This is a genomic window from Kitasatospora sp. NPDC101801 (genome assembly GCF_044766665.1).
Lineage (GTDB): Bacteria > Actinomycetota > Actinomycetes > Streptomycetales > Streptomycetaceae > Kitasatospora.
Genome location: NZ_JBIWML010000009.1, coordinates 102436 through 116339, shown reverse-complemented (window position 1 = coordinate 116339; position 13904 = coordinate 102436). Strand labels below are relative to the sequence as shown.

Annotated in this window: 12 protein-coding genes and 1 tRNA gene; 7 read left to right on the top strand and 6 right to left on the bottom strand. The window is 73.4% G+C overall.

What is annotated here, in order from left to right; all coding sequences use genetic code 11:
- Nucleotides 1–79: 79 nt before the first annotated feature.
- Entirely contained in the window at nucleotides 80–802 is a 723-nt protein-coding gene (locus ACIRPK_RS14205) for an aquaporin (RefSeq protein ID WP_403037638.1), read from the top strand.
- A 43-nt stretch (nucleotides 803–845) separates the two neighbouring features.
- On the opposite strand, the gene ACIRPK_RS14200 is transcribed toward ACIRPK_RS14205, so the two are convergent.
- Entirely contained in the window at nucleotides 846–1421 is a 576-nt protein-coding gene (locus tag ACIRPK_RS14200; protein ID WP_403037635.1) for a flavodoxin family protein, read from the bottom strand.
- Nucleotides 1422–1455: 34 nt separating this feature from the next.
- Nucleotides 1456–1872: a PPOX class F420-dependent oxidoreductase gene (locus ACIRPK_RS14195; RefSeq protein ID WP_403037850.1), complete on the bottom strand. Its 417-nt coding sequence runs from the start codon at nucleotides 1870–1872 to the stop codon at nucleotides 1456–1458.
- Nucleotides 1873–1973: 101 nt separating this feature from the next.
- Here ACIRPK_RS14195 and ACIRPK_RS14190 point away from each other — a divergent pair, with 101 nt between their 5' ends.
- Both ACIRPK_RS14190 and ACIRPK_RS14185 read left to right on the top strand, forming a co-directional pair.
- The gene (locus ACIRPK_RS14190) at nucleotides 1974–3236 is read left to right on the top strand and encodes a sensor histidine kinase (protein ID WP_403037632.1); all 1263 of its coding nucleotides are present in this window, start codon (nucleotides 1974–1976) and stop codon (nucleotides 3234–3236) included.
- Complete coding sequence (locus ACIRPK_RS14185) at nucleotides 3233–3868, top strand: response regulator (protein ID WP_403037629.1); 636 nt, start codon at nucleotides 3233–3235, stop codon at nucleotides 3866–3868. The genes ACIRPK_RS14190 and ACIRPK_RS14185 overlap by 4 nt, the downstream gene beginning before the upstream one ends.
- A gap of 31 nt (nucleotides 3869–3899) precedes the next feature.
- Here the strand turns inward: ACIRPK_RS14185 and ACIRPK_RS14180 are convergent, their stop codons facing one another.
- On the bottom strand, nucleotides 3900–6323 hold the full coding sequence (locus tag ACIRPK_RS14180) for a PKD domain-containing protein (RefSeq protein WP_403037626.1): 2424 nt from the start codon (nucleotides 6321–6323) through the stop codon (nucleotides 3900–3902).
- A gap of 286 nt (nucleotides 6324–6609) precedes the next feature.
- On the opposite strand from ACIRPK_RS14180, the gene ACIRPK_RS14175 reads away from it, so the two are divergent.
- The gene (locus ACIRPK_RS14175; RefSeq protein WP_403037623.1) at nucleotides 6610–9003 is read left to right on the top strand and encodes a PKD domain-containing protein; all 2394 of its coding nucleotides are present in this window, start codon (nucleotides 6610–6612) and stop codon (nucleotides 9001–9003) included.
- Between the two features lie 205 nt (nucleotides 9004–9208).
- Here the strand turns inward: ACIRPK_RS14175 and ACIRPK_RS14170 are convergent.
- Together ACIRPK_RS14170 and ACIRPK_RS14165 are read right to left on the bottom strand one after the other, a co-directional pair.
- A tRNA-Lys gene (locus tag ACIRPK_RS14170) sits at nucleotides 9209–9281 on the bottom strand.
- A 101-nt stretch (nucleotides 9282–9382) separates the two neighbouring features.
- The gene (locus tag ACIRPK_RS14165; protein WP_403037622.1) at nucleotides 9383–10057 is read right to left on the bottom strand and encodes a DNA polymerase beta superfamily protein; all 675 of its coding nucleotides are present in this window, start codon (nucleotides 10055–10057) and stop codon (nucleotides 9383–9385) included.
- 187 nt (nucleotides 10058–10244) lie between these two features.
- On the opposite strand from ACIRPK_RS14165, the gene ACIRPK_RS14160 reads away from it, so the two are divergent.
- From ACIRPK_RS14160 to ACIRPK_RS14150, 3 genes are all read left to right on the top strand, one after another.
- A complete protein-coding gene (locus ACIRPK_RS14160; RefSeq protein ID WP_403037620.1) occupies nucleotides 10245–11429 on the top strand; it encodes a DNA glycosylase AlkZ-like family protein in 1185 nt (394 codons plus the stop codon).
- A gap of 49 nt (nucleotides 11430–11478) precedes the next feature.
- Entirely contained in the window at nucleotides 11479–12228 is a 750-nt protein-coding gene (locus ACIRPK_RS14155; RefSeq protein WP_403037617.1) for an SDR family oxidoreductase, read from the top strand.
- A 66-nt stretch (nucleotides 12229–12294) separates the two neighbouring features.
- Nucleotides 12295–13008, top strand: coding sequence for a tyrosine-protein phosphatase (locus ACIRPK_RS14150; protein ID WP_403037615.1), 714 nt, complete (start codon nucleotides 12295–12297; stop codon nucleotides 13006–13008).
- Nucleotides 13009–13030: 22 nt separating this feature from the next.
- Here ACIRPK_RS14150 and ACIRPK_RS14145 read toward each other — a convergent pair whose 3' ends face one another.
- Nucleotides 13031–13837 carry a TIGR02452 family protein gene (locus ACIRPK_RS14145; protein WP_403037613.1) on the bottom strand — a complete coding sequence of 269 codons (807 nt, stop codon included), beginning with the start codon at nucleotides 13835–13837 and terminating at the stop codon, nucleotides 13031–13033.
- Nucleotides 13838–13904 lie beyond the last annotated feature (67 nt).

Genomic DNA, 13904 nt, shown 5'->3' with positions numbered 1-13904 from the left:
AGCGGGGGCCCCGGCAGCGGTCCGACCTTGGGCGTACCGGCCAATTGTCCGGCGCCCGGGCAGTCGCGACGATGACCGCATGACAACCCCCTCGCTGCCCCGACGGCTGGCCGCCGAAGCCGTCGGCACCGCTCTGCTGGCCGCCGTGCTGATCGGCTCCGGCATCCGGTCCGCCGCCCTGAGCGCGGACGGCGGGGTGCAGTTCCTGGCCAACGTGCTGGCCTCGGTGCTGGCGCTGGCGGTGCTGATCGCGCTGCTCGCACCGGTCTCCGGCGCGCACTTCAACCCGCTGGTCTCGGCCGCCGCCTGGTGGACCGGACGCCGCACCGGCACCGGGCCGACGCTCCGTGAGCTGGGCGGCTACGTCGCCGCCCAGCTGGTCGGCGCGGTGGCCGGGGCCGGGCTGGCCAACACCATGTTCGAACGTCCGTTCCTCGAACTCTCCGGCCGGCAGCGCTCGGCCGGTCACCTCTGGCTGGCCGAGGCGGTGGCCACCGGGGTGCTGGTCCTGCTGGTGTTCGGCCTGCTCAGGTCGGGCCACGGCGGCTGGGCGCCGGTCGCGGTGGCCGGCTGGATCGGCGCCGCCTGCTGGGGCACCTCCTCCGGCAGCTTCGCCAACCCGGCGCTGACCGTCGGCCGTGCCCTGAGCGACAGCTACACCGGCATCGCACCGGCCTCGCTACCGCTCTTCGTGCTGGCCCAGTGCGCGGGCGCGGTGGCCGGACTGGGTCTGCTGACGGTGCTGTTCGGGCGCAGCCGGGACCGGGCACCGGACGACGCCCGGGAGTTGCTGGTCCGCTGAGCCCGGCCCTGCCCCTGCCCGGGGTCGGGGTCGGACGCCGGGGTCAGACGCCGGTGAAGAAGGTGTCCGCCTCGGCCAGCGCGAGTCCGTCCCGCTGCACGTCGCCCGGCCGGCCGCCGGTGCCCAGCAGCACGCCGCCCCAGCGCATGCCCATGTGGTCGCCGGTGAGCCGGAGGGTGTCGATCAGCGGGTCGGCGTCGGTGGGGTTGCCGGAGTGCGAGGTGACGCCCCACAGGGTGCGGTCCTTCATCCGGGCCCGGAAGTCGCTCCCCGGGACCCGGAGCCAGCCGGACCAGTGGTCGAGGTAGAGCTTGACGCTGGTCGAGAGGGTGTACCAGTAGAGCGGCGAGACGATCACCAGATCGGTGGCGCCGACGGTGGCCTCGAAGAGCTCCCGGCTGTTGCCGGTGAGCTCGGGGTAGGTCCCGTCGCCGGAGTGCCGGATGTCGTCGAACGGGTCCAGCGGAAGGTCGGAGAGGCGCAGCCAGCGCTGCCCGACCGTGGCGGGCAGGTGCTCCGCCGCTCGCCGGGCGAGCTGCTCGGTGTTGCCGTCGGAGCGGGCGGAGCCGAGCACGAAGAGGAACTGACGGTCCGTCGGAGCCAAGTCGCTGGAGATCATCCGGCGATCGTACCCAGGCCCCTCCCCGACCGGGTCAGTCGGCCACCGCACCGACCGCGGTGACCTTCTCGATCCGGATCCGGACCAGCAGTTCGCCGGGCACCCCGTTGCGGGCGCCGTACTCCTCGGCCCGGTCCTCGCCCATGTACCGGGCGGCGATCCGGGCCGCCCAGTCCCTGACCTCGGCCAGGTCCTCGCTGAGCGTGGCCCTGCCCCGGACCAGCACGAAGTCGAACGGCGGCCGGTCGTCGTCCACGCAGAGCATCACCCGGCCGTCCCGGGCCAGGTTGCGGCCCTTCACCGTGTCGGCCCCGGTGTTCAGCACCAGGTCGTCCCCGTCCAGCAGGAACCAGACCGGCGCCACGTGCGGGCTGCCGTCGGCCCGGGTGGTGGCGAGCTTGCCGGTCCGGGTCCCGGTCGAGAGGAAGGCGCGCCACTGGGGTTCGGTCATCTGAGGCATGCCCCCATCGTGGCCGAGCCCGCCGGGGCGCCGGGGCGCGGCGCGCCGGGTCAGCCGATCGGTTGATGCCGGGGACGCGGGCCCGGGTGAGGATGGGTACGAAACGGACAGTACCCAGGAGCGGAGGATCGGCCGTGTCGACCAGCGGCACCAGGGACCCGGGCACCGACCGGCTCACCGTGGTGATGTACGGCGCGTTCCTGCTGCTGCTCGGTGCCTCGCTGCTGCGCTACCTGCTCCGGCACGGCGAGAGCGACCGGGCGGGCTGGGTGATCGGGCTGAGCCTGGCCCTGGCGCTGGCCCAGCTCCCGGAGCTGCCCTGGCAGCGGAGCGGCTCCCGGTCCGGGCGGCGCCCCGGCCGCTGGTCCTGGCTGCGGCCCGGTTCGCGGCCGGTCCGGGTGGTCCGGCTGGCGGTGGTGGCCGGGCTCTGGGCGGTGCTGGTCCTGCTGGCGCCGAGCTTCGCCTGGTGCGCGGTGCCGCTGATCTACACCGCGCTGCGCACCCTGCCGGCCCGGGCCGCGATCCCGCTGGTGGCCGGGCTGACCGCGCTGGTGGTGTACTCCGAGGAGAAGCTCACCGGTCTCGACCCGGTCGGCCTGATCGCCCCGCCCGCCGTGGCCGGGCTGGCCACCCTGGTCTTCCTGCAGATGGAGCGGCAGGCCGAGCGGCAGCGGGCGCTGATCGAGGACCTGGTCTCCACCCGGAGCGAACTGGCCGCCACCGAACGGCGCGAGGGCACCCTGGCGGAGCGTCAGCGGCTGGCCATCGAGATCCACGACACGCTGGCCCAGGGCCTGTCCAGCCAGCAGATGCTGCTCCAGGCGGCCGACCGGACCTGGGACAGCGACCCGGCCACCGCCCGCTCCCACGTGCACACGGCGGCCTCGATCGCCGCCCGCAACCTGGCCGAGGCCCGCCGCTTCGTCCGCGACCTGGCCCCGGCCGACCTGGCCGACGGGACCGGGCTGGACCGGGCGCTGCACATCCTGGCCGACCGGGAGAGCGCGGAGAGCGGACTGACCGTCCGCTGCCACCTGGACGGCACGCCGGTGCCGCTGCCGGACGCCGTCCAGCGCGCGCTGCTGCGGATCGCCCAGGGCGCGCTGGCCAACGTCCGCGAGCACGCCGGCGCCCGGACGGCCGCGCTCACCCTGTCGTACCTGGGCGACCAGGTGGTGCTGGACATCGGCGACGACGGGCGGGGGTTCGGCGGCCCGACCGAGTCCGCGGGCCGGGGCCACGGACTGCCCGCGATGCGGGCCCGGGTCCGGCAGTTGGGCGGCACCCTGACCGTCGAGTCCACTCCCGGCGAGGGCACCGTGGTCACCGCCGCCATCCCCCTGGAGGCCCCGTGACCGCCGCAACTCCCGTCCGCCTGCTGGTCTGTGACGACCACGCCGTGGTCCGGGCCGGCCTGCTGGCGCTGCTCGGCAGCGCCGACGACATCGAGGTGGTCGGCGCTGCGGGCAGCGGCGAGGAGGCGGTCGCGCTGGCCGCCAAGCTGCGGCCCCAGGTGGTCCTGATGGACCTCCAACTCGGCGACGGCATCGACGGGGTGGAGGCCACCCGGCAGATCGCCGGCCGCCCCGGCGCACCCTACGTCCTGGTGCTCACCACCTACGACACCGACGCCGACATCAACCGGGCGATCGCCGCCGGGGCGACTGGCTACCTGCTCAAGGCCGAACGCCCGGAGGAGCTCTTCGCCGCCATCCACGCGGCCGCCGAGGGCCGCACCACGCTCTCCCCGCCGGTCGCCTCCCGGGTGATGGCACAGCTCCGCACCCCGGCCCCGCAACTCACCGAACGCGAACAGGAGATCCTCGCCAAGCTGGCCCAGGGACTCGGCAACCGGGAGATCGCCCGGGCACTCTTCATCAGCGAGGCCACCGTGAAGACCCACCTCGGCCGGATCTACGACAAGCTGGGCGTCGACACCCGCTCGGGCGCGGTCGCCGCCGCCAAGGAACGCCGCCTGCTGCGCTGACGGCCCGTCGGCCGGGCCGTCAGCGCCCGGGTCAGTTGGTGACCTTGAAGACCATGTCGGCCTGCTGGGCGTACGCGTTGCTCAGGGCGAAGGTGTGGCTGCTCGGACGGTAGATCCCGAAGGTCGTCCGGTTCCGCCAGGACCAGTCGCCGACCACCGGCAGGTCGCCCCGCTCGCCGTACGTGGCGGTGGAGACGGTGCCGTTGTCGTGCCGCAGGGCGAAGGTGTTCGGCGCACCGGGGGTCGCGCCGGGCCGGAAGATGCCGAACTGGGCGTGGCCGACGCCGTCCCAGTCACCGACCACCGGCAGGTCGCCCGGGTTGCCGAAGCCCAGGGTGGTCACCGAGCCGTTGTCGTGGCGGACGGCGAGCAGTCCGGTGCTCGGGCGGTAGATCGCCAGCTGGTGGTGGCCGTTGTTGTCCCAGTAGCCCGGCACCGGGAGGTCACCCGGGTCGCCGAACGGCACCGTGACGACGGAGCCGTTCGCGAGCTGCAGTGCGAAGGAGGCACTGCTCGGCCGGTAGACGCCCAGCTGGGCGGCGGAACCGTTCATCTCCCAGCGGCCGGTGATCGGGACGTCGCCGGCCTGGCCGAACGACGCGTTGAAGCTCGCCTGACCGGTGACCTTCTGGTAGCTGACGGCCCAGCGGCCCTGGTCGAACAGCCCGACGTGCGTGGTCGGGCCACCGAAGTAGCCGGTGACCGGCGTACCCGGCAGCGGGCCGATGACCAAGGGCTGCCGGGTGGCGGTCGCCGAGCGACCGTGGTCGTCGTACACGGTCTCGGTGACGGTGTACGTGCCACCGACGCCGTAGGTGTGGGTGAGTCTCGGTGGGGTCGGCCCGTTCGCGACCACCTTGGGGGTGCCGTCACCGAAGTCGACGACGTACCGGGAGACCGGCCAGGGGCTGGAGGACGAGTCCGTGAAGGCCACGGCCGGGACCGACCGGTCCGGCTGCGCGACCCCGAAGTCCGCCCGGAGCTCGGCCACTTCACCGATCGTCAGCGTCGCGGTGGCCTTCCGGACCACGCCCTGGGTGCTGGTCGCGGTGAGGGTGACGGTGTAGACACCGGTAGCCGCGTAGTCGTGGGTCGCCGGAAACGTCGGCGAGGCGACCGGGGTGCTCCCGTCGCCGAAGTCCAGTGTGACGCCGGCCGACGACCATCCCGCGTTGTAGCCACCCTGCGCCGTACCGCGCAGCGGGAAGCCCGGCGTGGCGCTGGGGTACGCCTGCAGGGAGTAGACCGTGATCGGGTCCTGGAGCTCCCGCGCGCCCCGGTCCGCGTAGCCCTTGCCGGTGCCGGTGTCGGCGACTCCCGGGTGGTCGACCCTGGGGTTGCCGTCGATGTCGGTGGTCAACTGACCGGGGGCGAACTCGTCCGCCGCGTCGACCAGACCCACGGCACCGGAGGAATCCGGGTCGACGTTCGTGTCGTGCTTCCCCTGACCGGTGGCCCTGAAGTCGGCCGCCGAAGCGTAGACCTTGCCGCCCCAGGAGTAGCCGGCCCTGCCGCTCTCGGGGTGGACCACGTTGTAGTCGAGGACGGTGCCGGTCGTCGACCCCGGCGAGACCGACAGTTCGGTGCCGTCCGGGACTCCCGCGCAGTAGGCGAGGCGCTGGGCCACGACGTTGTTCTCGACCGTACTCCCCGAGGAGTTCCCGGCCAGGGTGATCCCACCCGCGCAGTTCTGCTCGACGGTGTTGCCGGTCACGGCCGTACCGGGGGCGTCGGTGACCAGCACCCCGTGGTTCACGTTGCCGTCGACCGCGTTGGTGGTGACCACCGTCCGGACGGCACCTGCCTCGACCGCTATGCCGGCCGCGCCGCTGCCGGACACCTCGTTGCGGCTCACCGTGACGTCTGCGGTGGCCGCCCCGGTCACCCGGATGCCCGGGGTAGCCGTGGGGAAGGTGGGCGTGCCGTTCACGGTCGGCGGGACACCCGCGTTGGCGACCCCGCTGCGGTCCAGCACGATCCGCTGGGAATCCCGGACGAGCACGCCCTCCTGAGGGGTCGAGATGTAGAAGCCGGACACCGTGACGTCGTGCACACCCGAGATCAGGAACCCGTGCGGGACGGTCTGTGCCGCTTCGGGCGACCATCCGGTGCCGAGCATGACGTGGTCCTGGTAGAGAACGGGGACGCCCCGGAAGGTGATCGGCTTTCCGGGCGTCCCCGACGTGCGGACGGTGACCTGCTCGGTGTACGCCTTGTCGGTCCCGACGGCCACGACCTCGACCGTCTGACCGGGCTGCACGTCGTCTGCGGCGGCCTGGATGGTGCAGTACGGCTGCGCCGCGGTGCCGGAACCGGCGTCCGAGCAGCCGGCGTTCAGCTTGTCGACGTGCAGCACCGCTGCCTCGGCGTTCGCGGTGAGAACCGGGACCGAGGACCCGATGACGGCCGAGCTCACGGCGAGCGCGACGAAGCCGGCCCGGCGACGAATGGACACAGGTGATTCCTCTGGGGAAGAAGCGGCGCTGTCTGCGCGGACCCGATGGAGAACATGTGCACGACTCGGTCCGATGAGTCGGCGCTCAGTATCCACCACACCGCCACTCCTCACCACGGAATTCCCACCGCCCGGCCCCAGCTCAGGAGGCGCGAAGCCCTCCGGCATACTGATCGCCGCGCCATCGGATTGATTCGTTCACACGTTCTCCATCGTGGCGCCCCGACAACTGCCTGGGGGATCAGTAGTGTTCATCCATCGCCGCGCCGGAATCGCCGCGGCACTCGTGAGTTCGGCCGTCATCGGGACGTCGCTGCCGGCCCTGACCGCGCACGCCGACACCTCGGTGCTCTACGTCAACAACCGCAACAGCAAGTGCTCTGACGCCGGCACCGGCGCCCAGGCGCAGCCGTACTGCACCATCCAGGCCGCCGCCGACGTCGCGCAGCCCGGCCAGACCGTACGGATCACCGGCGGGTACTACCAGGAGCAGGTGGTCCTCAAGCAGTCCGGCACCGCACAGAGCCCGATCGTCTTCGAGGGCGAGCTCAACGGCACCCGGCAGTCGGCCACCCGCCTGGTCGGCGGTGCCCTTTCGCGCAACGCAGCCCTCCCGCACTCCGTCACGGCGATCGGCGTCCACGACGTCGTCCTGAAGGACCTGTCGTTCCAGTCGCTGCAGGAGGCCGTGGTCGTCAAGGACTCCGACCGCATCACGATCACCGGCAGCGTCTTCACCCTCGTCGGGACGACGAGCCCGTCCTTCGCGACCGCCGCACCGGCGGTCCGGCTCAGCGGGAAGACCACCGGCACCACCATCAGCCGCAACCGCTTCGGCGCCAGCGGCGGCGCCGGCCTCGCGATCGACGCGGGTGTGGCCGGGACGGTCGTCACCACCAGTGCCTTCAACGCCAACCGGGGTGGCGGCATCACCGTCACCGACGCTCCCGGCACCGTGCTGACCTCCAACACCGTCGTGGAGAACTGTGGTCACGGCATCGCCCTGCTGGGCGACTCCTCCGGCGCGGCGATCCGCAACAACGTGGTGGCGCAGAACGCGGAGGGGGAGAACGACTTCGGCCCGGCCTGCCCGGACGAGGTCGATCTGAGCGTCTCGGCGGGCTCGGTCCCGAACACCGTCGTCGACCACAACCTGGTGCACCCGAACGCCGGTGCCGTCGCCTACTCCTGGGCTGGTACCCGGCACACCACGCGGGCCGCCTTCACCACGGCGACCGGCCAGGGGAAGCACGACGTCGACGTCGACCCGAAGCTGAACCTGTACGCCCAGCCGAACACCGACTTCGTGCCCACCACCGACACCGCCGCGATGGACTCGGCCGACGAGTCCGCCACCGGCCAGCTGGACGTCGACCTGCTGGGTCGGCCCCGGGTCGACGACCCGCTCGTGCCGAACACCGGCACCGGCACCGGCCACCACGACCTGGGCGCCTTCGAGTACCAGAAGCCGTTCGACGTCGGGCTCGACCTGCGGGCGAGCACCGCGCCCGGCCATCCCCTGGACGCGATCATCGGCGGTACTGTCAACTCCCCGTGGTACCCAGCGGTCACCACCCTGGACCTCGGCGACGGCAGTGCCCCGGTGACCTCCCCGGTGTTCCCGCTGACGCACACGTACGCCCCGGGCACCTACTCCCTCAAGCTGACGGTGACCGACAGCACGGGGGCCACCAAGACGGCCGACGAGAGCATCACCATCCAGCCCGTCGGCTCCATCGCCGCCGGCCTGACGGTCTACCACAACCGCCCGGGGCACGGCCCCGACTACGTCGAGGCGGACGTCTACCCCGTCACCAGCCCCTGGCCGGTCCGCAGTTACAGCATCGACTTCGGTGACGGCACCCCGGCCGAGGTGCGCTCCGGGCCGGACGGCTCGGGCATGATCCCGCACACCTACACGGCCCCCGGGCGCTACTACGTCCGGCTGACCGTGACCGACGACCACGGCCGCCAGGGCACCGCGGACGGCTGGTCGCAGATCAACTTCGCCGTGCCCGGTGACATCGCGATCGCCGGCCGCTGGGGGCCCGGACGGCCTTCGGCGAACGGCATCTTCAACGGCGGTTCCTGGGCCCTGCGTTCGACCGGCCAGGGCGGACTGGCCGAGGTGACCAAGGTGAGCTTCGGCCGACCTGGTGACCTCCCCGCCATCGCCGACTGGGACGGCAAGGGCCACGACCAGATCGGGGTGTACCGCAACGGCGTCTTCCTGCTCCGTCACCTCGACGGCAGCGCCACCACGGTTCCGTTCGGCGACCCGGGTGACCTCCCGGTGCCCGGCTACTGGGACGGCAACGGCCACGCCCAGCTGGCGATCTTCCGCCCGAGCAGCCGCCTGCTCGCCGTCCGCCACGACAACGGCACCGTCACCTCACTCGGGTTCGGCAACGCCGGCGACATCCCGCTGGTCGGCGACTGGGACGGCGTCGGCCACGCCCAGCTGGGCATCTTCCGCTCCAGCAGCGCCACCTTCGCCCTCCGCCACGACAACGGCACCGTCTCCACCGCCATCTTCGGCAACGCCGGTGACCAGCCCATCGTCGGTGACTGGCTGAACAAGGGCCGCGCCACCTTCGGCATCTACCGGGCGAGCATGGCGACCTTCGCCATGAGCGGCGCCTACGCCGGCACCTGGGGCATGGCCAACCAGCTGTACTGAGCCACCACCGCAAGCTGCTCGCACCGTGGGGCCCACCGGACATCTCCGGTGGGCCCCATGGTCGTCCCCGGCCGCACTCTGGCGGGTCGGTGGTGCTCTCCGGCTGCCCTGGTCCACGTCACCCCGACCGACCGGCCCGGAGCCCCGACCCCGGGAACGACGCAGCACCCCGGCCACTGGAACTCGCCGGGGTGCTGCCAAGAGGTGGGCCGCCAGGGGCTCGAACCCTGAACCTACGGATTAAAAGTCCGCAGCTCTGCCAATTGAGCTAGCGGCCCGTCAGCCTGCGCCCCCGTCATACCTGGGCGCCGCCACCGAGATCTTACCCGGTGCCCCCTGCTCTCTGGCCACCCGATTGACGTGCGCGCCGCGCCCGGCGTCAGGCGGCGGCCGCGAGGTGGGCGGCCCGGACCCGGCGGAGCCAGGACTCGACCGGGGCCTCGTCCGGGGCGGCCGGCAGGACGCCCGGCCGGGCGAAGCGGTCCTCGGCGTCGGCGAGCAGTGCGGTGGCGAGTTCCGGACGGTCGGCGATCCGTTCGCCGAAGGCGCGTACCTCGGCCGGGTCGGCGAGCCGGATCTCCAGGCGGCCGGTCTCGTGCAGACCGACGCCCTGGCGGACCAGCCGGATCAGGTGCCGGGCGTGTTTGGCGGCCCGGGCCCGGGTGACCGGGTCACTGGTGTCCCGGGTGGTCAGCTTCCTGAACTGCTGGGTGGCGTAGCCGAGATAGGAGTTCCTGACCGCCCGCTCGCTGAGCAGCCCGGTACGGATCGCGATCAGCTCCTCGCCGAGCGGCGTCCGGACCTCGTACAGCTCCTCGGGCAGCCAGACCAGTTCCGAGGCGGTCGGGTTGCCGCCGAGGGCGAGCCGGCACCACTTGGCCGCCTCGTGCAGGGTGCGGTCCGGCGAGGTGGTGACGTGCGACTCGGACGGGCGGTGCAGGCCGTGCAACTCCTCGGTCGGGGCGGCGAACAGGCCGAGCCGGTCGAGGTCCGAGCCCGCGTGCGCGAGCCCGTACGCGGTGGATCCGACGATGCCGGAGAGCAGGACGTGCACGGGGGTTCGCCTCCTCGGCGGCCGCTGACGGGTCACCTCAGTCTCGCCGCCCCGGCACCCCCGGGTCGAACGGTTATCCAGGCCGGAAGCACCACGCGGCCGGCCCACCGGGGCGGGCTGCACCACGCGGCCGACCCGCCGGGGCAGGCTGCACCCGCCCCGGCCGCAGCCCGCCGATACTGGCCCCATGGCGAACAGCGGGATCCCGACGGCGAAGCTCCGCGCCTGGTGGGCGCACCGGCAGTGGCTGGACGGCGGCCGGCCCGGCGCCTCGCCCGCCGAGGTGCTGGCGGCCACCGGCTGGGCCCGCTCGGTCGGCGGCACGGCCCCGTACCTTGGCCTGTTCGCCCGGGCCGGCCTGGACCGGGCGGCGGTGGACGCGGCCGTCGCCGCAGTGCAGGTGCACGAGCTGCCGTCCGCCCGGGGCTGCACGTACGTGCTGCCGGCCAGCGACTACGCCCTCGGCCTGGCCGCCGGGGCCGCGGTGCCCGAGAGCGATGTGGCGATGGCCGGGAAGCACCTCGGCGTGAGCCGGGACGAGATCGAGAAGCTCCGCCTCGCCATCTCCCAAGTCCTGTCCGAGACCGACCCGTTGGCGCCTTCGGCGATCCGGGCCGCAGTCGGTGACGCGGTCCGCAACCTCGGCGAGCCGGGCCGCAGACGCGGCCGGACCACCACCCTGCCGATCGCCCTCGGCCTGCTCCAGGCCCGGGGCCTGATCCGCCGGGTTCCCGTCAACGGCCGTCTGGACCAACAGCGTTACGGCTACGTCGGCTGGGACCAGCCGGTCCACGGCTCGGCCGCCGAACTGGCCGAGCGGTACTTCTCCTGGGCCGCCCCGGCCTCGATCGGCCACCTCCGCTGGTTCACCGGCTTCACCGCCGCCACCGCGAAGGCCGCCACCGCCCCGCTCGACCTGGTCGCCCTGCCCGGCACCGACCTGCTGATCCCAGCCGAACTCCGGTCCGAACTCGACGAGTTCACCGTCCCCGGCACGCCGTCGTACACGTTGCTGGCCGGGATCGACGGCCTGCACCTGCTGCACCGCGACCTCGCCCGGCTGCTCGACCCCGCCGACGCCGAACGCCCCTCGCCCGCTGCCAAGGGCGGCCGGAGTTTCGGCGGCGAGGCCGACCCGCAGAGCCACCTGGTGGTGGACCGGGGCCGGATCGTCGGGATCTGGGAGTACGACACCGAGGTGGGCGAGATCGTCCACCAGCTCTTCGTCCCGGCCGACGAGGCGCTGCGCGAGGCGGTGGCCCGGACCGAGACCTTCGTCCGGGACCAGCTCGGCGACGCCCGCGGCTTCAGCCTCGACTCGCCGAAGAGCCGCGCCCCGAAGATCGCCGCCCTCCGGGCCCGGTCCCGTTGAGGGCGGGCCCCCGGGAGCCCGCGCCGGCCGGTCGGTTACGGTCGGGGCCATGAGTGATGAAGTGATCCTGATCACCGGCGGCGGCCGGGGCATCGGCGCCGCGACCGCCCTGCTCGCCGCCGAACGCGGCTACCGGGTGTGCGTCAACTACCGCTCCGACCAGGCCGCCGCGGCCGAGGTGGTGGAGCGGATCGAGGCGGCCGGCGGCACCGCCCTCGCGGTCCGCGCGGACGTCAGCCGGAGCACCGAGGTCGAGCGGCTGTTCCGCACCGTCGACGAGGAGTTCGGCCCGCTCACCGCACTGGTGAACAACGCCGGGACGCTGGAGCAGCAGGGCCGCCTCGACGCGCTGGACGAGGACCGGCTGGCCCGGATCTGGGCCGCCAACATCACCGGCCCGTTCCTCTGCGCGGGCGCCGCCGTCCGCCGGATGTCCACCCGGTACGGCGGCCGGGGCGGGGCGATCGTGAACGTCTCCTCCGCCGCCTCCCGGCTCGGCTCGCCGAACGAGTACGTCGACTACGCCGCCTCCAAGGGCGCGTTGGACAGCATGACCACCGGCCTGGCCCTGGAGGTCGCCCCCGAGGGCATCCGGGTCAACGCCGTCCGGCCCGGCCTGATCCACACCGACATCCACGCCCTCGGCGGCGAACCCGCCCGGGTCGACCGGCTCGGCCCGAACCTCCCGATGGGCCGGGGCGGACGGCCCGAGGAGGTCGCCGAGGGCATCCTCTACCTGCTCTCCCCCGGCGCCTCGTACGTCACCGGCAGCTTCCTCGACCTGGCCGGCGGCCGCTGACCGACCGCCCTCCGGGTTGCCGGAATTCCCCGGTCCCCCCGCGCCGCGCACGCTACCGTGACGGCCATGACGACCGACCGTGAGTTCGACGCCGCGTCCACCCTGCTCGACGTACCCGACGTGCAGAACTTCCGCGACGCGGGGGTGGGCGGGCTCCGCACCGGCCTGCTGTACCGCTCCGGCTCGCTCAGCCGGCTGACCCCGGACGGCGCCCAGCGACTCAAGGCCCTCGGCGTCCGGACGGTCGTCGACCTGCGCACCGCGGCCGAGCTCGCCGTCTGGCCGGACGAACGCCACGGCCTGACCTACCGGCTGCACCACCTCCCGCTGGTCCCCGACGGCGACGGCAGCAAGCCGACCTGGCCCGCCACCCAGGCCGAGGCCTACCCCTTCATGGCCGAGGTCGGCGGCCCCGCGGTGGCCGGCACCGTCCGCCGGCTGGCCGAGCCCGACGCCTTCCCCGCAGTGATCCACTGCGCCGTCGGCAAGGACCGCACCGGCCTCACCATCGCCGTCATCCAGTCCCTGGCCGGCCTCTCCGAAGCCGAGATCATGGCCGACTACCTGCGCTCCAACCGCAACCTCGGCCTGGACAACGGCCCGATCCCCTACACCGACGAACACGGCCGCCAACAGTTCGCCCACCCCGTCCGCCCCGACCACCTCCTCGCCGCGCTGGCCCGCCTGCACGACCTGCACGGCTCCATACCCGCCTACCTCCACGCCCACGGCGTGACCGAGGCGGACCTCGACGCCCTGCGCGGGGCACTGGTCTCCTGACGGCCCGGCACCTCCCGGCCCGTCAGACCCCGAAGCGCGCCTCGAAGGCGGCCCGGTTGGCCGACACCGGAGTGCGGTCCCAGACCGCGAAGACCACCCGGTCGAAGGTCGCGCCGTACGTGCCGAGGGCCGCCGCGAACGCCTCCGCCACCTCGGCCGGGTCGTTGCGGAAGACGCCGCAGCCCCAGGCCCCGAGCACCAACTCCCGTACCCCGTGCGCCGCCGCAACCCCGAGCACCCGCCCGGCCCGCTCCGCCAGCACCGCCCGGACGTCCACCGGCCGGCCCTCCGAACGGAGCGCCAGCTGCCCGGCGTTGGGTGCGGGCGAGGTGAGGAAGGAGACGGTGTACGGCTGCCCGAGCAGCTCGCGCCGGTCGTCCCGGATCACCGGCACCGCCGGGGACCAGATCACCCGGTGGCTGTAGTGGAGGTCCGAGGAGGCGCGGTGGGCCTCGTAGTAGTCGGGCGCGGCCAGCAGGCAGTGGTGGAGCAGGGCGCTGCGGCACAGGTCCTCCTCCTGCGCCTTCGCCCCGCGCAGGTAGCCGCCGCCCGGATTGCGGGCCGAGGCGAAGTTGAGCACCGCGACCCCCGAGCCGCCCTGCTCCGTCAGCCGCCGGGCGGCCTGCATGCTGCCCTCGGCCGTCACCTCCGGCACCCCGCCGAACTCCCCCGTGGCCACCGGCCGATGGTCCGGACCGTAGGACACCGTGCCGGCCCGGGCGGCGGACAGCAGCCCGCCCACCTCGACCTCGACGGCGCCGGCCAGGTAGCTCCCCCGCGCGGCGATCTCCTCGTTGACGGTGGCCACTTCGTGCAGTCTGCTGCTCATGCCGAGGACGCTAGCGGCACCCCGCGCCCGCAGCACGCCAATAAGCCGAACGGGCCCGCCCCACCGA